Genomic DNA, 19,836 nt, shown 5'->3' on the forward strand with positions numbered 1-19,836 from the left:
ATCAGTAAATTAGTTATCCAGCCATTCACATTGTTCTCGTTGCCAGTTGATAAATCGGTAATAACGTTTGCCATTAATGGATTCAAAATAAGGCATTTCTTCTGGATTAGTGAATAAAGGCACGGTGAATTTACCTTTCATATGTGGCAGAACGTATTCCGGTAAAGCGATATTGGAAACCCGACGCTTGAGTTTGCGCATAATTGAGATGGCATCGTCGATTGAGGCTTTGTATTCCGAAGAGCCGGGAGAGAATGGCATAAAATGGTAAAGGTAGTAAGGTTTCACGCCTATGCGATATAAGTCGATAAACAATTTGTGGAGGATTTCTTCGCTGTCATTGATGCCGCGCAGGAAAGGCATATTGGAAAACACGATCGGTACTACGTTTTGAATGCGGCGCACGGCAGCCTGAAACTCTTCACTTAACTCCAGGGGATGACAGATATGGACACCAAAGGCATTAACACGGTGCTTTTTCAGTGTTTCGATTAGCGCATCGGTAATACGGTAGGGATTGAATGTCAGCGCCCTGGAATGAACACGGATTAACAGGTCTTCTCTGATTTCCCTGATAGCGGACAGCGATTCATCTAATTTATTATCTGTCAGCATCAAGGGATCGCCACCGCTAAGAATGACTTCTTCCACAGAAGGAGTATTTTTGATGTATTCAAGGGATTGTTGGAAGGAAGTTCGACTAGCGTTTGATTTACCTGAATCAACTTTCAATGTCCTTAGAGCTTCAAAGCAAAATTGACAGTAGGAGTTACAGGCATTCACCATACGCAAGATCACTCGGTTGTCATATTTATGCTGGCAAATGGGAGTCTTCATTTCACTATTAAGTTCCCAATTTTCAGATTCTCCATCATAGCCATTGGTCTGCTCTTCATTCCAAAAGGGAACTACTTGCCGCCAGAGGGGATTTGTTGTGATATCGTCAGATTGGTTGGTAGCTAATATCCTGCGGAGATAATAGGGCGTGATTTGGATTTTTTGGCCTTGTAAATTTTGCTGAATGCGCTGGGTTATTTCCTCACGCCATCCACCACAAGCAATACGTAAAGATTTTTCATCACGTATTGCGTTTTTTTGCTGCCAGCGCCAATCAGTCCAGTTTTCATTAGAATCAAACAGGAAGTTCTGTGAATGAGGTACGATATTGATAGTGTTCATTAAATTAACCTTAAATTTTAATTTTGTGTTTTATTATTTTATTTGTATTTTATAACCATCTTAATGGTGTTTTTATTATCACATTTATTTTGGTTGTAATTAATAGGGGTTATTTCAAGAGTGAGAGGAATATCGTGAAATGGCTGTATTAAATATTGGTATAATTGATTAATTATTTGATGAGAATAAGTGGAGTTATAGTAAATGGTCGACAATAAAATGTATATCGCAATCAAAACATTATGGCATAATGTCTGCCTTCCAATGATAAGGCAGAGTAGTCGATGAGTTACAGCTTAGATTTCCCCGCGGTTGTTTTTTTTAATGTATAGAATGTGTGGATGGCGGCTTCAGCCAAGCTTGAAGCAGTATCTACTATTTTCAATGATTGATTTATGCTGTTTTTTATAAGAGGGCTGATATCTGTACAGGCGAGGAGTAACACATGCACCCTTAGAGCCTCCGCACATGATAGTATTGAATCCCAAGCTATCATTACATCTTTATTCTCAAATCCCTTTTCTTTAATTAATATAATCAACTCTGTTGTACGTTTGCGTAATTCTTCAGATAAAACAGGTTCTTTTCCTGCTGCGTGAATACGTGCCTGATAAAATCCTGCGTCAATTGTCGGTTCAGTGCCGATAACTGCTACTTTTTTATCATCAGTCGTTATTTTTTTTAGAGCACAATCAGCGATATGCAAGATAGGAATACCCGCACTGGCATTTTCCATATCAGTGTAATATTTGTGGGCAAGATTACACGGAACTACGATCAGATCTACCTCAGCTTTGACTAAGTCCGCAATACCGCTCTGCAGTGCCATTATCATTCTGGTATCATCAATAGCTTTTCCAGGGTAAAAAGGGGATGGTAAAGAGATGATATGCATTTTGGGAAAATCCATATCGTATTTTGCACCATATAGAGTCTGAGATGCGTTTACTAGCATATCTACAAACGGTGCAGTTGACTTTGGCCCCATACCAGCAAGGACACCGATTGAAAAAGGCATTACGATACCTCTCTATTTTGGAAAATCCAGTTAATCAAACATAAAGCAAATAAAATACAAGAAATCACTAAAAGTACAACTGAAATATGGAATAAACAATGAAGAGGATTCAGTGACGAAATACCTATGATGACTCCGGCCCCCACCATTGCAATCGCCCCAACGGCCGCACCTGCATAACCTGCTTTTTTACCATACAAGTCCATACATCTGGCTGTAGAACTGGGCGTAACAATACCTTCTCCTAGCGCCACTATCATCATCGGTATAATAAAAGAAAGAATTGTTGATGGCATAAGCTCACTGAAAATAAGCATAAATACTGAGCCAAGTAATATAAGTAAGATTCCTATGGTACAGATTACCTTCACATCAAAATATGATGATAATTTGGTGACAATAAAATTACCTATCATAACGCACGGAACAATAGCTAGTGGTATCAGACCAAATTGCTGTGGGGGAATATGAAAGTGCTCTTGAAGTACATATGAAGAAGATAACAAAAACACCAGTTCAGCGGCATAACCAAACATATTAAAAAGAGCCATCCTTAGAAACTCACCATGTAAGAGTAGTTCGCGGTAGTTTACAAAAATCCGAGAAAAACTAAAAAGATTGCTCTCTTCACCTCTATGTTGATTAGTTTCAGGCAAAGTGAAATACAAAAACATAATAAATATCAATGCTATAATGCATAATGCAATAAAGTTCATCCGCCATCCAAGATATCCTTGAATGGCACCTCCAAGCATGGGAGATATTGCTGGAACAATCGACATGAACATTACTAGTATGCCCATTAATTTTAACAACTTTTTGCCATCAGAAAGGTCACGAGCAATGGCGCGAGCTATAGGTCCGACACAGCCAACTCCTAGCCCTGTTATAACTTTTCCAATTAAAAACATAACTCCAGATATTGCAAAAAGGCAGACAAGATTACCAAGAAAAAATATTATCAAACCAATTAAGACAACCGGACGACGGCCATAGTAGTCTGATAAAGGGCCGTACACTAATTGAGAAAAGCCAAAAGCAAGTAAGGTTAGAGTAACTGAAAACTGAAGAAAGGAGTCAGAGGTTCCTAAGGGGATACTCATATGAGGCAAAGATGGAATGAATAATGTATTATTGAACTGACCCATTGCAACCAGTAAGATAATAATGATACTGACTGAAATATTATTGATATTTTTATTTGGTAATTGCTGCACCACATTCACCTTTATCAGTAATCAGCTTAATATTTTCTAAATCTTCAAAAACATCTTCTGGCCTACCAGTTAAAATGCCAATAGCAGACCAATTGCTTTCACCCAATTCTGGGACAATTGTACCCATATTAACCGCCAAATGATGTGAAGATTTAGGATTGGGGAGTTCAAATCTGAGCAACCTCGCTGTTTCTTTCTGCCCGTATAAAATTCCTGTCATATCCAGGCAAGGTGTTTCGGTAAAAAAATCATTTTTAATTATAGGTGCTTGTAACACAGCAATGCTAATCGCATGCTCAAATAATTTTACTAGATCAATACCATAAGCAAATGCGAGCAACTCCATAATGTTAGCGCCGCCAGGTCTGCCCATATTAGCATCAATCAGCCTTACATTGTCACCATTTACCATGAACTCAATATGGAAAAAACCATAATCATAACCTGAGCGGCCAATCAGGATCCTAATAACCTCTTTGCATTTTTCATAGACATCATTGCCCATTTCACTTTGATAAGGGAATTGATGCTTTGTCTCGGTATTACCATATTTGAAACGCTTGGTGGCACCAATAAATTCAATATGATTTTTATACATATATCCTTCAATACTTATCAGTTTACCATTGAAAAATTCCTGAATGACATATTTATTGGGTTCAAGGTAACTTGGTATTTTATTTAGTGCTTGTTCAATTCTGTGTTTAAGCTGCTCAAAACTATTAAAAGTAAAAGTGCCTATAGCCCCTGCTGTTAGGCTTGGCTTCGCGATAAATTTTTTTGCTGCTGAAAAACTAATAAATTCTTTAATCTTTATTTCTGGCGTTAATCCCCATTCTAAAGAGCATGATTGAGGTACGTACTCTGGAATTAATCTATTCACATAGGATTTATCTTTCAAATTGATCACACTCTCTGATACCCCTGCAAGACCTAACTCCTTATTAGCTGTCGCGATAATGGCCAAACGGCTGTCCAAAAAGGTAGTCAAACCTACAACATTATTTTTCCCCAGAGAATTTACTACCTGTTTAATATCTTCGACTTCTGTAGTTTCACAAAAAATTGCTCTTTCTTTCGCAAGCTGGATTAAGGCATCCCCCTCCTGTGAACGATAATTTGTAAGGAATATAGGCTCATATCCCAAGTTCTTAATAGCCTGTGAAATATATGAAATACCTAGAAATGAGGCTTCGACAACAAGAATATATTTTTTCATTCTACTTCCTTATTTTTCACGTAAAGACGCTGCAACCAGCGATCTTTCCCATCAAATTTAGGTTTGAATAATGAACGACCATGGAGCATTTTATTATTGTCAATAATTAACGCAGATCCGGGTGATAATAAAACTTCGAATGCATGTTGGTTACATAGCTTTCTGAGTTTTTCAAACAGTTCATTAGATTCTTGTGTACTGCAATGAGTTACTCCAGGATTGAAATTAAAAGAGTAATTTTTTTTACCACTAAAATCTGCAAGTGATCTGAGATAATAAACATCATCTCCACCTGAAAAAGAATAAGGTGCCCGTATAAAGTAATGCTTATCTTGGAGTAGTTTAAGTTCTGACTCCGATAAACAGGTTAGTACAGATGATACATTCACAAGTGTGGTCGGTACATTTTGCTCTTTTCTGCTTCTTACCGCTGTCAACAACAGATAATCTGGTTTATCAGTATCAAATGCAATTTCGGTATGGAATTCAAGATCTACCTCCGAGCCAGTACCTGATGCTACAGATTCTCTACCTTTAATTGGATATAGGTCATGAATAAACTCACCATTATTTTCAGCTTCGTATGCATGAGGTCTGCCGAATAAAGAAGAAAGATATACCAATATTTTTTCTGTAATAAATTTTCCTGCTGGTCTTTCCTTCATTTTAACAACAGGTGTTTCAGGTTTATCCGAATCAATTGGAAAGCCTGAAACTATAGTATAACCATCACTAACAACTTTTTTGCATATATCATCTGATATGATGTTGTATGGGTCTATAATTTCACGAATTTCCGCACACAGAATAAGGATTTGATGATTAGACCTTAAATCATAGTCTTGGGATATATTTTCAAAGCGCATCCGGATTTCTGTCGGAATCATCAGAATGTTTTCCTCTATATAAACATTCGGATTTACGTTGCTACTTTGCATTTTCTCTATCCTCTCCTCTTCTTTTCATATAGGCATCAATGGAAAATAAATTATTAGATAGCTTCTTTTTCCTTAAAAAATTTTTTATTTATAGTTCGATTCGGTCCAATATCATGATATTGAACAATATCAAGTATCGATTCGCAACCACTCATATAACGAATAATTCTTTCCAAACCGATACCAAATCCTGCGGTCTGGATCTGAGATTTATCTTTCCATTCTGCATAGACAGTACTATAAGCTTTACCAAGCTTCTTAGATTGTTGAAGAATTTCTTCTGCTGTTTTTGGACGGATACCACCCGTGGTTAATTCTCCATAACCAAATGGCAACATCAAATCATAAGTGTCATATGAACCCTTATTATTCTGATGATAAATTGAATCTCGTACCCCTTCAGGGTAATCATAAATCCAGAATGGTATATCAAAAAGCTTGGTTAGTTTTTCATCTTCTTCCGGTGTGAAGTCTCTTTTTAAGTCGGGTGAATTACCGATGAGGCCATGTCCTTCAGAAAATGAGATTATTGGGTAATCGGATTTAGCTAGTGCTCTAATATTACGCAATCCTATTTCTGACAATGTGGTTGTTCTGTCTTCTAAAATTCCTTTAGCGAGAGATGTAAGGATCTTTTCACCTTGCATAAAAACATCGGTCATACTGCTTGTGCGCCATTCGAGCTCAAATTGAAAAAAGTTATATAGATGTTTTCCTGAGTTTTCTTCACCGTCCATAATTAATCTCAAACATGGTGCAACACAATATACTTTATCAAGAAATTCAAGCGACATTTGCTTTTCAACGACATGGCTGACCGGAAGATAATATTTTTCTTTTCCTTTAACCTGCACATTGCCAGGTTCATCTAAAATAACTTGGGGAAGATTTTTATCTCCTAGAATGGCAAATGAATGTTTTGCACCGGGTTCATAACTCGATGAAACAATAGATGGTAGGATTTCTATAAAATTATTTTCTGCGGCGGCTTTTCTCAGCTCATTCAAAACACACCCACTCCAAATATAGGTTTCCTTATAAGACAGCGTTGGCTTAGACATTTTTTCCTCTATTATAATATGAAATGAATAATCAGAATCATTATTTTTATTTCTTGGCTTACAAAATCCATAAATTTAATTGGTTATATTTATATTTCGTCGGATTTATTTTTATCATAGATATTAAATTAATCCTTATTCTTATTATCCTAACTAATTATATATATTTTCTCAACATAAAAAACATTAAATTAATATGGTTTTTTATTAAATGGCATATTTTAATTATTTAATTTTATTATAATTATTTTTTATTGAAAGATTTATAATGAATTTAATTTCAATGAATTTCGTTTTATACCCATCGTAATTGAGGTCATGTATTAAATAGTTAGTTGTAGTAGACTTCCCGATTTTTAGTGATAAAGGTAAAGCATGGCTAAAGTTGATGTCTATTGTCATTATTGTCACACATCAGAACAGGTCAAATGGCATGAAAAAGGAAATGGCGGACATCAGCGTTATCGCTGTTATGTCTGCTGCAAGGCTTTTCAGTTGGAATACACCTACCAAGCCTGCAAACCCGGCGTCAAAGCGCAGATTGTCGACATAGCGATGAATAATGGGGGAATTCGTGACACCGCTCGGAGCCTGAAAGTCGCCACCGTCATGAAAACGTTAAAAACCTCACGCCCCGAAACGTAACGACGCTACCCCTAGATGAAAATTTTAATTGCTCAATCTAACTATTTAATACATAAACAAAAACGGATGAATGACTGAAAAATCCTCACCCGTTCTTATCAGCTATTTAGCCAGATATTTCTCGATACTATTTTGAATACCTGCTGCATCCAGCCCTAAATCAGCATGTAGCTCTTGTTGCGTTCCTTGTGGAATAAAGTCATCGGGTAAACCCAGATTCAATACGGGAACAGGTAACTTTTCCTGCATCAGTAATTCATTAACACCACTACCTGCACCACCCATGATGGCATTTTCTTCCAAAGTCACCAGCAGCTCGTGGCTGGCTGCGATTTCCAGTACCAGCTCTTTGTCCAGTGGTTTGACAAAACGCATATCTACAACAGTTGCATTTAAGGTTTCAGCCGCTTGCAGCGAATAGGATAATAATGTGCCAAAGTTAAGGATCGCAATGCGCTCTCCCTGACGGCGGATTATGCCCTTGCCGATTGGCAATGTTTCCAACGGAGTGAGTTCAGCGCCTGTCCCTGTACCGCGAGGATAACGAACAGCAGCAGGGCCTGCTTGATAATGATATCCGGTATGCAGCATCTGGCGGCACTCGTTTTCATCGCTGGGTGCCATAATCACCATATTTGGGATGCAGCGCAGGAAAGAAAGATCAAAAGCTCCCTGATGGGTTTGACCATCAGCACCAACAATACCGCCACGGTCGATGGCAAATAAAACGGGCAGGTTTTGGATGGCGACATCGTGGATCACTTGATCATAAGCGCGTTGCAGGAAGGTGGAGTAAATGGCGACGATAGGTTTGTAGCCGCCAATAGCCAAACCTGCTGCAAAGGTAACGGAGTGCTGCTCGGCAATCGCGACATCAAAATATTGTTCAGGATATTCGCGGGAGAAGTGCACCATACCGGAACCTTCTCGCATGGCTGGGGTGATCGCCATCAGTTTTTTATCATGGGCGGCTTCTTCACACAGCCAGTCACCAAAGATTTTGGAAAATGTCGGGCGAGTCTCTGCACTTTTGGGCAAAGAACCCGTTGAAGGATCGAATTTGGGAACGGCATGCCAACTGATAGGATCTTTTTCCGCTGGTGCATAACCACGACCTTTTTTAGTCATGATATGCAGGAATTGTGGCCCTTTCAGTTCGCGCATGTTTTTCAAAGTTTGGGTTAGCGCCAGTACGTCATGACCATCAACAGGCCCGATATAGTTGAACCCAAGCTCTTCGAACAGTGTTCCAGGAACAACCATGCCTTTCAAATGCTCTTCCGTTTTTTTCAGTAACTCTTTGATAGGAGGCAGGTTGGAAAAAACTTTTTTACCACCTTCACGCAGGGTTGTATACAGTTTGCCTGACAGGATCTGTGCCAGATGGTTATTCAATGCCCCCACGTTTTCAGAGATAGACATTTCGTTGTCATTGAGAATAACCAGCATGTCGGGATCGATATCGCCGGCATGGTTCATAGCCTCGAAAGCCATGCCCGCAGTAATGGCTCCATCCCCAATAACGCATACTGTCTTGCGACCTTTGCCTTCGTGTTTGGCAGCAATAGCCATACCTAAGCCAGCACTAATTGATGTGGATGAGTGGCCGACGCACAAGGTGTCATACTCACTTTCTTCCCGCCAGGGGAAGGGATGAAGGCCATTTTTTTGGCGAATGGTATCAATACGATCACGACGTCCAGTTAAAATTTTGTGCGGGTAGGCTTGATGACCAACATCCCAGACTAAATTGTCAAAAGGGGTTTTATAAACATAGTGGAGTGCGACGGTTAATTCGATAGCGCCAAGGCCGGAAGCAAAGTGACCACTGGAGCGGCTGACACTGTTCAGCAAAAATTGACGCAGTTCATCGCATAACTTTGGCAGGGTTTCTTTGGGTAGCAGGCGAAGCTCCTCTGGAGTTTCCGCCAATGCCAATGTTGGATATTTCGCTATATCAATGCTCATGCTATGCCTGTGTAAAATGCTATATCCGTTAGAAGTTGAATATTAAGAACCCTGTTATTATCAGTGTGTAATTTCTGGGTTCACCCCGTAAGGCGCTTTACCGGTTTTTTAGCTGTTTCTTTCAATGATAAAACCAGCTAATTTCTTCAAGGTTGTGGTGTCATATGACCGTTTTGCCAGCTCTGTCAGGGCGGCAAGCGCTTCTTCATGCAGATCTCTGGCTTTTTGTTGGGCTTGCTCTAAACCCAATAATGCAGGGTAAGTATTTTTGCCGAGTTGCTGATCGTTGCCCTGACGCTTGCCGATAACTTCAGTATTGCCAATGATATCCAGAATATCGTCATGTACCTGAAATGCCAGGCCGATGGCTTGGGCATATTGCTCCAGCAAAGGCAGTACTTCTCGGCCACGTTGTCCTGCACTATAAGCCGCTAATCGAACGGCTGAGCGTATTAGTGCACCTGTTTTATGTCGATGGATCTGTTCCAGCGAAGCGAGATCGATCTGTTTACCTTCTGCTTCCAAATCCAGTGACTGCCCACCACACATGCCGGCAAAGCCACTGGCGCTTGCCAGTTCAGCGATCATAGCAAGGCGATCGGATAAGGTCACATTGGGCATGTCCTGTTTTGCCAGAATTTCAAAGGCCAGTGATTGTAAGGCATCACCAGCTAAAATAGCTTGACTTTCACCAAATTTGATATGACAGGTGGGTTGCCCACGACGTAAATCGTCGTTATCCATTGCGGGTAAATCATCGTGGATCAATGAATAGGCATGAATACATTCTATCGCTATGGCTGCGGCATCCAGACTCTTTTTAGGGAGGCCAAACATTTCTCCCACGCTGTAAACTAAAAATGGACGTAGCCGTTTTCCACCCAGTACGGCACCATATTGCATTGCTGTGCCTAATGGGCTGTTTAAAAAGGGCAATGAAGAAAATATTGCCATCAGTTTGTCATTAATGTGTTGCTGACATGCGTGCAGTCTTTTTTCAAAAGATTGCTCTTCAAGAGGAGCCTTATAGTGTTCAGACATAAATTTACTCAGCATCGGACGAAAATTCATCAAGAAGCGATTGTGCATCATGGTTCAGTAAAATTTGCACTCGTTGTTCCGCCTGTTGAAGCGTTTTTTGTCCTTGTCTTGCAAGTTGAATACCACGTTCAAATTCATTCAACGCATCTTCTAATGGGAGTTCCCCGGATTCCAGCCGAATAACAATTTCCTCCAGCTCTTTAAGAGAGGTCTCGAATGTTGGCATTTGTTCGGTTGCTGATGTTTGATTTGCTTTAGACATAATGACTTAACATATGGTTATTTAACGAATTACAGCAAAGCAAGTTCGTTACAGAATTGCAGAGTACCCTACTACACCAAGAAAAATAAATCATGTATTACCACTATTTTTTTATAGTCGGTTTTTGCAGTCGATTTTTTACAGGTGATAAGCCAGATGGTGTTATACTCTGCGCCCTATCCAACTGAACACTTAAGAACAATCATTGATGTTGTTGATGATAGTTCAACATTGAATGACTACTATATCTTACTATGAAGTTTATCATTAAATTATTCCCAGAAATTACGATTAAAAGCCAGACCGTCCGGTTACGCTTTATTAAAATTCTTGCCAGCAATATCCGCAATGTGTTGAAGACCTTCGGAGAAGGCATTGCTGTTGTTCGCCATTGGGATAATATCGAAGTTCGGGTTAAGGATGATAACCTTGGCGCGGAAATTTGTGATGCACTGACACGCATTCCAGGTATCCACCATATCCTGCAAGTAGAAGAGCGGGATTTTCGTGATCTGCATCATATCTTTGAGCAAGCCTACGAAACTTACGGCCATTTACTGCATGGCAAAACATTTTGTGTTCGCGCAAAGCGCCGTGGTAAACACAGTTTTACATCCAATGAAGTTGAACGCTATGTCGGTGGCGGCTTGAATCAACATATTGAATCTGCCAAGGTGAAACTGACCAAGCCTGATGTCACTGTCAATCTGGAAATTGATCAGGATAAGCTGATTCTGGTTAAAGCCCGTTATGAAGGAATTGGCGGATTTCCTATCGGTACGCAGGAAGATGTGCTGTCACTGATTTCCGGTGGCTTTGATTCCGGTGTTTCCAGTTATATGCTGATGCGTCGTGGCTGCCGTGTGCACTACTGTTTCTTTAATCTCGGTGGCGCAGCCCATGAAATTGGCGTAAAGCAGGTTGCCCATTATTTATGGAATCGATTTGGCAGTTCGCATAAAGTCCGTTTCGTTGCTGTTAATTTTGAACCTGTCGTGGCTGAAATTCTGGAAAAAGTTGACGACGGGCAAATGGGCGTTGTGCTGAAAAGGATGATGGTCAGGGCAGCTTCCAAAGTTGCAGAGCGCTATGGTGTACAGGCGATCGTAACCGGTGAGGCTCTGGGGCAGGTATCCAGCCAGACCTTGACTAACCTAAGATTGATTGACAATGTTTCAGATACGTTGATCCTTCGTCCCCTGATTTCCCATGATAAAGAGCACATTATTAAGCTGGCCCGTGAAATTGGCACCGAAGATTTTGCCCGTACTATGCCGGAATTTTGTGGGGTGATATCAAAAAGCCCGACAGTGAAAGCCGTTAAAGCCAAAATTGAAGCAGAAGAAAACAATTTTGACTTTGAGATCTTAGAACGCGTGGTTAGTGAAGCTCAGAATCTGGATATCCGCCAAATTGCGGAGCAATCCAGTGAGCAAGTGGTGGAAGTGGAAATGGTATCTGCACTTTCCCCTAATGATGTGTTATTGGATATCCGTTCCCCCGATGAACAGGATAATCATCCGTTAAGTATAGAGGGTATTGAAATTCAGTCATTGCCTTTCTATAAACTGGGTACCCAGTTTGGTGATTTGCCGAAAGAAAAAATTTATCTGCTTTATTGTGATCGTGGTGTGATGAGCCGTTTACAGGCACTTTATCTGCGTGAGCAAGGCTTCGACAATGTGAAGGTGTATCGACCTTAATTTGTCCTTAAGGTACAAGGCTGCTTACGGAACCGATCCGATAAGCAGCCTTGTACCTTCTTCCCTTTTATAGGGAGGATGATTACTGGATGTTTTGGTAATTATTAATGCCAGGTGGTAAAACGAGTTGGGCGGCAACTTCTGCGGCTTTCTCTTTTCCTTTCAACAATTCAATCAGTTTCAAGGCGAAGTCAAAAGCAGTGGCAGGCCCTTGGCTGGTCAGTAAGTTAACCCGTTCGTCAAAATAAACGCGTTTATCAATCCATTTTTCTGGTGCAATCTTATCCTGCATACTGGGATAGCCAGTCATATTGCCGACAGGAAAAAGTTGATGATATTCCAATACGATCGCCGGAGAAGCACAGATTGCTGCAATGATTTTTCCCTGACTTTGTGCGGTTCGAATTTTTTCTACTACCAGTAAGCTGTCACGAAAACATTCTGCGCCTTTTATGCCTCCCGGCAGAATAATGGCGTCAAAATCGTCGTCAACGACATTCACCAAGGGGACATCAGCAACGATTTTGACGCCGCGTGAGCAGGTCAATGTGAGGGAACCGTCGGTTTCCGCACTGGCTACAGTAACATTCACTCCCGCACGGACAAGCAAATCAATCGTCGTGACAGCCTCGGTTTCTTCACTACCGTGGGCGAGACAAATAAGGGCTGAAGCGCTCATATTCTTCCTCCTTGCGTTTAATGTAATGATAAACAGCCATATTTTCTGCAATTGACAAACCGTGAACACGAGCCCGACGCATTAAAAAACCGGTAATGTAGTCTATTTCTGTATGTCGCTGTGCCCGTATATCTTGCAGCATGGATGAGTAATTTTCAGAGGTTTGCTCAATCACGTTCATGACGTAATCAATCAATGTCTGTTGGGTTGTATGGATACTATCATGTTCCATGACTTGGTAAATTTCGCCACACAATGCCTGAATTTGTGTCTGGTGATGCCGTAAATCACCATTTTTGCAGTCATAGATGACGGTGAGGGGATTAATGACACAGTTGACGGCAAGTTTCATCCAACTGATAGCCTGTATTTCATTGTGCCATGCTACATCGGGCAGGGCACTGTGTAAAATATCGGCAAGATTGCTGAATTTGGCGGCATTGGCTGTTATGGCACCAATGTGAGTCATCCCTTGTGACTTATAGTGCACAATATCATTTTTTCGATAGGCGCCATGCGTAGTTACGCCAAGTAAAATGGGGTTGGGTAGAGACTTGAATTCTTCTTGGGTTCCCATTCCATTATGCAATAACAGGATTGGGCAATGGGGAGGAAGTTTGTCAGCAAGGTGATTGATTGCGTCAGAAACTTGCCACGCTTTTAAACAAACGAGGAGTAACTTACTTTCAGTAAGGTGTTTTTCGTCGTTGGCAGGAAATTGTTGATTAAAAGCCTGGCCATTAAAGTTTTCGATCTGGACGGAAATAACAGGCTGTGGAACCCTTAGCCATCCCTGAACACTATGATTTTGTTGGGATAGGGCGGCAAGCCACAGTTTTCCGATAGCGCCACAGCCAAGAACGGTTATTTTCATATTTCTTCCTGATCTGAAAATAGGGGAGTTGCAAAAAGATCGCTGAACTTCCCGAGTATAGAGCTTTTGCCAATAATGGAAAGCGGTTATCATGCCGATTTATTGATTAGCTGGAGGTGACGGGTAATGCCATCATTTGATATTGTTTCTGAAGTTGATATGCAAGAAGTGCGCAATGCAGTAGAGAACGCACAACGGGAGTTAAGCAATCGTTGGGATTTCCGTAACGTCCCCGCAAGTTTTGAATTAAACGAAAAGAATGAATCGATTAAAATTGCCAGTGAATCTGATTTTCAGGTGAACCAACTCGTCGATATTCTGCGTGAAAAGTTTGCTAAACGTGGAATTGATGGCTCTGTAATCAATATTCCTGAAAATATGGTTCATAGCGGCAAAACGTACAGTGTAGAAGCGACCTTACTGCAAGGTATCGATACGCCGTTAGCGAAAAAAATTGTGAAACTGATTAAAGACAGTAAGCTGAAGGTACAGGCTCAAATTCAGGGTGAGCAAGTGCGGGTAACTGGTAAGGCACGTGACGATTTGCAAAGTGTTATTGCATTGGTTCGTGGCGCAGAATTGGGGCAGCCTTTCCAGTTTACTAATTTCCGCGATTAATTTCCGTCATTATCCTAATAGTGAATAATTAATCATAGTACGGTGTTTGGTGACACCGTACTTGTTGTAAATACCCAAGCTATTTATGGAGTAATACAAGCTGTTCTAACTGATCACGATTGGTTAGTTTGGTATCGACTTTGATATACGCACTAAATTCTTCTGGTGCGATGACAACATCTTTTACGCCGGCTTGCGCCAATATCTTTTTCTCCAAAACTTCAGTGTTGCTTAGTTGTTCTGGCAAGATGAGCCTGATACTGCTGACATAGGGTGGTTGCCGTAAGGTCAGACTGACAATAAACCAGAGTGCCGTCAGCGCGATGCCTCCCATAAAGACGAGGGATGCACCTTGCCATTCGTAAAGCATTCCTCCAAGGAAACCACCCAAAGCAACGCCAAGGAATTGACTGGTAGAGTAAATGCCCATAGCAGTGCCTTTATAACCCGCAGGTGCTTCTTTGCTGATGAGTGAAGGCAAGATAGCTTCCATGATATTAAATGCAAGGAAGAAAATTTGAATGCCGGCAAAGATCCCCCAAAGATGCGATCCCTGAGACCATAAAACGGCTTCAGCAATGAATAGCATACCTATACACAGCAAAAATACCTGTTTCATGCGACGTTTTATTTCTGCGTAAATAATGAAAGGCAAAACGGCGACAAAAGAGATAAGTGTAGTAATTAAATACACTTTCCAGTGTTGTTGTGGAGGAAAACCTACTTTTTCCATAATAAGGGGAAGGGCAACAAAGCTCGACATCAATAAGGTATGCAGGCAGAGAATACCAAAATTGAGTTTGATTAGCTGGGGATCTGAAAGCACACGTTTGAAGCTGCCGCGGGCGATACCTGATTCGCGATTTAATAAATGCTTGTGTGTATTTGGCACTGCAAACAGTGTGATAAGTATCCCGCAGCCAGCAAGGATTGCAATTGCCCCAAATAGACCATTTAAACCGATTTGGTGGGTAATAATGGGGCCGACGACAATTGCAAAAGCGAATGTAATGCCAAAGCTAATACCGATAAATGCCATTGCTTTTGTTCGATTCTGCTCACGGGTCAGGTCTGAAAGTAATGCCATGATAGCAGCGGATATTGCCCCTGTGCCTTGCAAGGCTCGCCCGATAATAATTCCCCAAATAGAGTCGCTTAAGGCGGCAATAACACTGCCTAATGCAAAAATGAGAAGCCCGCCGATGATTAAAGGTTTCCTGCCAATTTTGTCTGATAGAAGCCCAAATGGGATCTGGAATATTGCCTGTGTTAAGCCGTAGATACCAATGGCAATTCCGATAAGAGCTTCAGTCGCATCACGTAATGCTAAACCATAGGTCGTCAGAACAGGCAGAACCATGAACATGCCTAACATGCGCAGGGAAAAAACAGAACCTAAGCCCCATGTTGCTCTAAGTTCAAGCGGAGTCATTTTATTATCGTTCATGGATACCTCAAAAAATCTGGTATGACATTTCAATTAGGTGAGAGAAAACGAAAGAGAAACGTTTTTAACCGAATAAGTTGTCATTGAATAGAGATAAAAGAAAGGAAAAAGATGGCAGGGTAGACCCTGCCATCTAAATATTACCAGACGTAAGTCAGTAGGTTTTCTGGGGATGCTGTTGAATCTACAGACATCATGACGCTTAATGACATGATAGCGACGATAGAAAACAGAAATAACTTACGGGCCCAAATACGGTCATCAGAGGTCTTATAACCTGATAGTGCCATACCCAACCACCAAATGCTCACTGCGGCAGCTACGATAAGGTATTTATAACCTGCATAACCACTGATAGTCAGCATCAACGTGGCAATCATAAAGGCCAGAATATACAAAGTGATGTGGTTTTTCGCGACAGAAATACCTTTAATCACAGGTAATACTGGGATGTTGGCCGCCTGATAATCTTTGAACCGAAAAATAGCAATGGCGTAAGAGTGGGGCATTTGCCACAAACTGAAGATCAGTAATAAGATCAACGCGCCTGTATCGAAATGCCCTGTTACTGCACAGTAACCAATCACGGGAGGTGCTGCGCCTGACAGGCTACCAACCAGCGTGCCATAAACAGATTTTCTTTTCATGTAGAGGCTATAAACCCCGACATAAACGATAAACCCGATGAGAGCTAACTGCATTGCTAAGACATTGGCTGCTACATAGAGCAGCACTATGCCAGCAATACCTAACACTGAGGCGTAAATCAGACTGATTTTCGGATCGATAAGCCCTTTCACAAGGACCCTTTCTTTCGTTCTTTCCATGATACGGTCAATATCGCGGTCGATGTAGTTGTTGAATACACAACCTGATGCTACCACCAGCGATACCCCGATCATCGTTGCAAAGAACAAGGGGTAATCTATTACGCCCTTGGAAGCGAGTAGAAAACCACCAATCGCAGAAATTAGATTTCCGAAAATAATTCCTGGTTTGGTCACTTGCAGGTATTGCTTAATCATTCAAATCAACCCTTAATCAACCATCATATTGATGTTCAGGTTGTACATAATCCACAGGGATCCAACAACAACGATAGCGATGACCACTAATGTGAATATTAAGGCAACGAGGTTCCAACGTTCTTCAGACGATGTATTCATGTGCAGGAAGCAGATGAAATGAACAAAAATCTGAATAACAGCCATAGCGACTACTGTCACCAGAATTGTGCTGTGTGAAGCAGTGCCATCCATCACCATCCAGAATGGGATCACGGTCAGTATGACTGACAGAACAAAACCAATTAGATAGGTTTTGAAGCTACCGTGGCTTGCGCCGGAATGAGAAGTATTTGGATGACTCATTACATAGCTCCCATCAGATAAACGATAGTAAATACACAGATCCATACAACGTCAAGGAAGTGCCAGAACAGGCTCAGGCAGTTCAGACGCATACGGTTTACATCAGTCAGGCCACGGCGTGAAACCTGAATCATCAGGATGATGATCCAAATCAGACCGAGGGTTACGTGCAGACCGTGAGTGGCAACCAGTGCGAAGAAGGCAGACAGGAACGCACTACGATCAGGACCAAAGCCTTCTGCAATCAGTTTATGGAATTCATAAACTTCCATTGAAACGAAGCCAAGGCCAAACAGGAAGGTAATGAATAGCCACAAATTAACCTGACCAGTTTTACCTTTGTTCATGCCCAGCATGGCGAAACCATAGGTGATACTACTAAATAGCAGTAAGAAGGTTTCTACCAGTACAAATGGTAGTTCAAAAATATCCTTACCAGTTGGGCCACCCGCAGTGCCGTTAACTAACACGGCATAGGTAGCGAACAGACTTGCAAACAGAATCAAGTCACTCATCAGGTAGATCCAGAAGCCAAATACCTTGTTGGCTCCTGTATCGTGGTGCCCATGAGTATCATGGGCGGCTGTGTTGTTAAGGGTTTGAGTCGACATTATTTCACACCTGCCTTTCTCAGATCTTCATAACGCTGATTTTCAACTTTCTCGACTTCAGCTACAGGAACGTAATAATCAACGTCTTCGTCAAAGCTTTTCACGATGCAACTGATGATGATGCCAGCGAAGCTTGCAATCGCCATCCACCAGATATGCCAGATCAAAGCAAATCCTAAGGTCAGACAGAAAGCACTGATAATCACACCTGCACCGGTATTTTTAGGCATATGAATTTCTTCATATTTAGCAGGACGCTTATATTCAGTACCTTTTTCTTTCGTATCCCACCACGCATCACGAGTTTGGATGTGTGGAACTTCCGCAAAGTTATAGAACGGAGGTGGAGATGAAGTTGACCATTCCAGAGTACGGCCACCCCATGGATCACCGGTCAGATCACGGTTCTGCTCACGGTCACGGATACTGACATAGAACTGGATAACCTGGCACAGAATACCAAGAGCGATAAGAACAACACCGCCTGCCGCAACAACCAGCAAAGGATGGAATTCTGGGTTGATATCCTGGCTCAGACGACGAGTCATTCCCATGAAGCCCAGCGCATATAGTGGCATAAAGGCAACGAAGAAACCTGTGATCCAGAACCAGAATGCACGGACGCCCCATTTTTCATTCAGCGTGAAGCCGAATGCTTTCGGGAACCAGTAAGTTGTACCTGCGAAGCAGCCGAATACCACACCACCGATGATAACGTTATGGAAGTGAGCAATCAGGAACAGGCTGTTATGCAGAACGAAGTTTGCGCCTGGTACTGCCAGCAGAACGCCCGTCATACCACCAATGGAGAAGGTAACTAAGAAGCCAACAGTCCACAGCATTGGGGTTTTGAATTCAATACGACCACGGTACATAGTAAACAGCCAGTTGAAGATCTTAACCCCAGTTGGGATAGAGATAATCATCGTGGCGATACCAAAGAAGGCGTTAACGTTCGCGCCGGAACCCATGGTGAAGAAGTGGTGTAACCATACAATGAACGACAGGATGGTAATAACAATTGTCGCCCACACCAGTGAGGTATAACCAAACAGACGTTTCTTCGAGAAGGTTGCAGTGACTTCGGAGAAAATACCGAAGACAGGGAGAACCAGAATGTAAACTTCAGGATGACCCCAAGCCCAGATCAGGTTGATGTACATCATCATGTTGCCGCCCATATCGTTGGTAAAGAAATGGGTGCCCAGATAACGATCCAGGGTTAGCAACGCGATGGTTACTGTCAGGATTGGGAACGCAGCAATAATAAGAATGTTGGTGCACAGTGAAGCCCAAGTGAAGACGGGCATTTTCATCATGGACATACCTGGTGCACGCATACGCAGGATGGTCACGAAGAAGTTAACACCGGTCAGCAATGTACCGACACCAGAGAGCTGAAGACTCCATATCCAGTAGTCAACACCGACTCCTGGGTTGTACTCCAGACCGGATAGAGGCGGGTAGGCCAACCAACCGGTTTGTGCAAACTCACCAACTCCCAGAGAGATGTTGATCAGTGCGACACCGACAACAAATAACCAGAAGCTCAAAGAGTTTAAGAATGGGAATGCAACGTCGCGCGCGCCGATTTGCAGAGGAACAACAATGTTCATCAGGCCGACAACGAAAGGCATCGCCATAAAGAAGATCATGATAACGCCGTGAGCGGTGAAGATCTGATCATAATGGTGCGGGGGCAGGAAACCGGCTTCACCAGCGGAAGCTAAGGCTTGCTGTCCACGCATCATGATGGCGTCAGCGAAACCACGGAGCATCATCACCATGGCAACGACGATGTACATGACACCAATTTTCTTATGGTCAACGCTGGTTAACCATTCACTCCAAAGCCATTTCCATTTACGGAAATAAGTCAAGGAACCAACAACTGCCAGTCCCCCAAGCAAGATCCCAAGTAATGTCACCACAATAATGGGTTCATGTAATGGGACCGCATCCAGTGTTAATTTTCCCCACATGCCT

At 41.9% G+C, this 19,836-nt stretch carries 18 protein-coding genes and 1 pseudogene; 3 read left to right on the forward strand and 16 right to left on the reverse strand.

Translation table 11 applies throughout. The features are described 5' to 3' along the window. Positions 1 to 9 precede the first annotated feature (9 nt). From ACE1SE_RS03420 to ACE1SE_RS03445, 6 genes are all read right to left on the reverse strand, one after another. A complete protein-coding gene (locus tag ACE1SE_RS03420; protein ID WP_374052653.1) occupies positions 10 to 1,179 on the reverse strand; it encodes a KamA family radical SAM protein in 1,170 nt (389 codons plus the stop codon). A 289-nt stretch (positions 1,180 to 1,468) separates the two neighbouring features. Continuing rightward, positions 1,469 to 2,197, reverse strand: coding sequence for an aspartate/glutamate racemase family protein (locus ACE1SE_RS03425; protein WP_374052654.1), 729 nt, complete (start codon positions 2,195 to 2,197; stop codon positions 1,469 to 1,471). Next, positions 2,197 to 3,414 carry an MFS transporter gene (locus ACE1SE_RS03430; protein ID WP_374052655.1) on the reverse strand — a complete coding sequence of 406 codons (1,218 nt, stop codon included), beginning with the start codon at positions 3,412 to 3,414 and terminating at the stop codon, positions 2,197 to 2,199. Before ACE1SE_RS03430 ends, ACE1SE_RS03425 begins: the two co-directional genes overlap by 1 nt. Beyond that, positions 3,395 to 4,633, reverse strand: a complete 1,239-nt coding sequence (locus ACE1SE_RS03435) for an ATP-grasp domain-containing protein (protein ID WP_374052656.1) — start codon at positions 4,631 to 4,633, stop codon at positions 3,395 to 3,397. Before ACE1SE_RS03435 ends, ACE1SE_RS03430 begins: the two co-directional genes overlap by 20 nt. Continuing rightward, positions 4,630 to 5,571, reverse strand: coding sequence for a TauD/TfdA family dioxygenase (locus ACE1SE_RS03440; protein ID WP_374052657.1), 942 nt, complete (start codon positions 5,569 to 5,571; stop codon positions 4,630 to 4,632). The genes ACE1SE_RS03435 and ACE1SE_RS03440 overlap by 4 nt, the downstream gene beginning before the upstream one ends. Before the next feature lie 53 nt (positions 5,572 to 5,624). Next, complete coding sequence (locus ACE1SE_RS03445; protein WP_374052658.1) at positions 5,625 to 6,632, reverse strand: amino acid--tRNA ligase-related protein; 1,008 nt, start codon at positions 6,630 to 6,632, stop codon at positions 5,625 to 5,627. 375 nt (positions 6,633 to 7,007) lie between these two features. Here ACE1SE_RS03445 and ACE1SE_RS03450 point away from each other — a divergent pair. Next, positions 7,008 to 7,294, forward strand: a pseudogene (locus ACE1SE_RS03450) (IS1-like element transposase); the annotation flags it as partial. Positions 7,295 to 7,379: 85 nt separating this feature from the next. Here ACE1SE_RS03450 and dxs read toward each other — a convergent pair. The 3 genes from dxs to xseB all read right to left on the reverse strand — a co-directional run bounded on the left by dxs (position 7,380) and on the right by xseB (position 10,548). After that, positions 7,380 to 9,245, reverse strand: coding sequence for a 1-deoxy-D-xylulose-5-phosphate synthase (dxs, locus tag ACE1SE_RS03455; RefSeq protein WP_374052659.1), 1,866 nt, complete (start codon positions 9,243 to 9,245; stop codon positions 7,380 to 7,382). Between the two features lie 108 nt (positions 9,246 to 9,353). Further along, positions 9,354 to 10,286 carry a (2E,6E)-farnesyl diphosphate synthase gene (ispA, locus tag ACE1SE_RS03460; RefSeq protein ID WP_374052660.1) on the reverse strand — a complete coding sequence of 311 codons (933 nt, stop codon included), beginning with the start codon at positions 10,284 to 10,286 and terminating at the stop codon, positions 9,354 to 9,356. A 4-nt stretch (positions 10,287 to 10,290) separates the two neighbouring features. Then, entirely contained in the window at positions 10,291 to 10,548 is a 258-nt protein-coding gene (gene xseB / locus ACE1SE_RS03465; protein WP_374052661.1) for an exodeoxyribonuclease VII small subunit, read from the reverse strand. Between the two features lie 254 nt (positions 10,549 to 10,802). On the opposite strand from xseB, the gene thiI reads away from it, so the two are divergent. Beyond that, on the forward strand, positions 10,803 to 12,251 hold the full coding sequence (gene thiI / locus ACE1SE_RS03470) for a tRNA uracil 4-sulfurtransferase ThiI (protein WP_374052662.1): 1,449 nt from the start codon (positions 10,803 to 10,805) through the stop codon (positions 12,249 to 12,251). Positions 12,252 to 12,333: 82 nt separating this feature from the next. Here the strand turns inward: thiI and yajL are convergent, their stop codons facing one another. Together yajL and panE are read right to left on the reverse strand one after the other, a co-directional pair. Then, the gene (gene yajL, locus ACE1SE_RS03475) at positions 12,334 to 12,930 is read right to left on the reverse strand and encodes a protein deglycase YajL (RefSeq protein WP_374052663.1); all 597 of its coding nucleotides are present in this window, start codon (positions 12,928 to 12,930) and stop codon (positions 12,334 to 12,336) included. Further along, positions 12,893 to 13,804: a 2-dehydropantoate 2-reductase gene (panE, locus tag ACE1SE_RS03480; RefSeq protein ID WP_374052664.1), complete on the reverse strand. Its 912-nt coding sequence runs from the start codon at positions 13,802 to 13,804 to the stop codon at positions 12,893 to 12,895. Before panE ends, yajL begins: the two co-directional genes overlap by 38 nt. Before the next feature lie 126 nt (positions 13,805 to 13,930). Here panE and ACE1SE_RS03485 point away from each other — a divergent pair, with 126 nt between their 5' ends. Further along, positions 13,931 to 14,422 (forward strand): YajQ family cyclic di-GMP-binding protein, encoded by a 492-nt coding sequence (locus tag ACE1SE_RS03485; protein ID WP_074022857.1) that lies wholly within the window; start codon positions 13,931 to 13,933, stop codon positions 14,420 to 14,422. A gap of 79 nt (positions 14,423 to 14,501) precedes the next feature. Here the strand turns inward: ACE1SE_RS03485 and ACE1SE_RS03490 are convergent, their stop codons facing one another. The 5 genes from ACE1SE_RS03490 to cyoB form a co-directional block, all read right to left on the reverse strand. Next, on the reverse strand, positions 14,502 to 15,869 hold the full coding sequence (locus tag ACE1SE_RS03490) for an MFS transporter (RefSeq protein ID WP_374052665.1): 1,368 nt from the start codon (positions 15,867 to 15,869) through the stop codon (positions 14,502 to 14,504). 140 nt (positions 15,870 to 16,009) lie between these two features. Then, a complete protein-coding gene (gene cyoE / locus ACE1SE_RS03495; protein ID WP_374052666.1) occupies positions 16,010 to 16,894 on the reverse strand; it encodes a heme o synthase in 885 nt (294 codons plus the stop codon). Between the two features lie 12 nt (positions 16,895 to 16,906). Next, on the reverse strand, positions 16,907 to 17,239 hold the full coding sequence (locus tag ACE1SE_RS03500) for a cytochrome o ubiquinol oxidase subunit IV (RefSeq protein WP_074019286.1): 333 nt from the start codon (positions 17,237 to 17,239) through the stop codon (positions 16,907 to 16,909). Further along, positions 17,239 to 17,850, reverse strand: a complete 612-nt coding sequence (locus tag ACE1SE_RS03505; protein ID WP_374052667.1) for a cytochrome o ubiquinol oxidase subunit III — start codon at positions 17,848 to 17,850, stop codon at positions 17,239 to 17,241. The genes ACE1SE_RS03500 and ACE1SE_RS03505 overlap by 1 nt, the downstream gene beginning before the upstream one ends. Beyond that, on the reverse strand, positions 17,850 to 19,832 hold the full coding sequence (gene cyoB / locus ACE1SE_RS03510; protein ID WP_374052668.1) for a cytochrome o ubiquinol oxidase subunit I: 1,983 nt from the start codon (positions 19,830 to 19,832) through the stop codon (positions 17,850 to 17,852). Before cyoB ends, ACE1SE_RS03505 begins: the two co-directional genes overlap by 1 nt. Positions 19,833 to 19,836: the final 4 nt, after the last annotated feature.

The sequence above is a fragment of the Xenorhabdus taiwanensis genome (assembly GCF_036512875.1).
GTDB classification, from domain to species: domain Bacteria; phylum Pseudomonadota; class Gammaproteobacteria; order Enterobacterales; family Enterobacteriaceae; genus Xenorhabdus; species Xenorhabdus taiwanensis.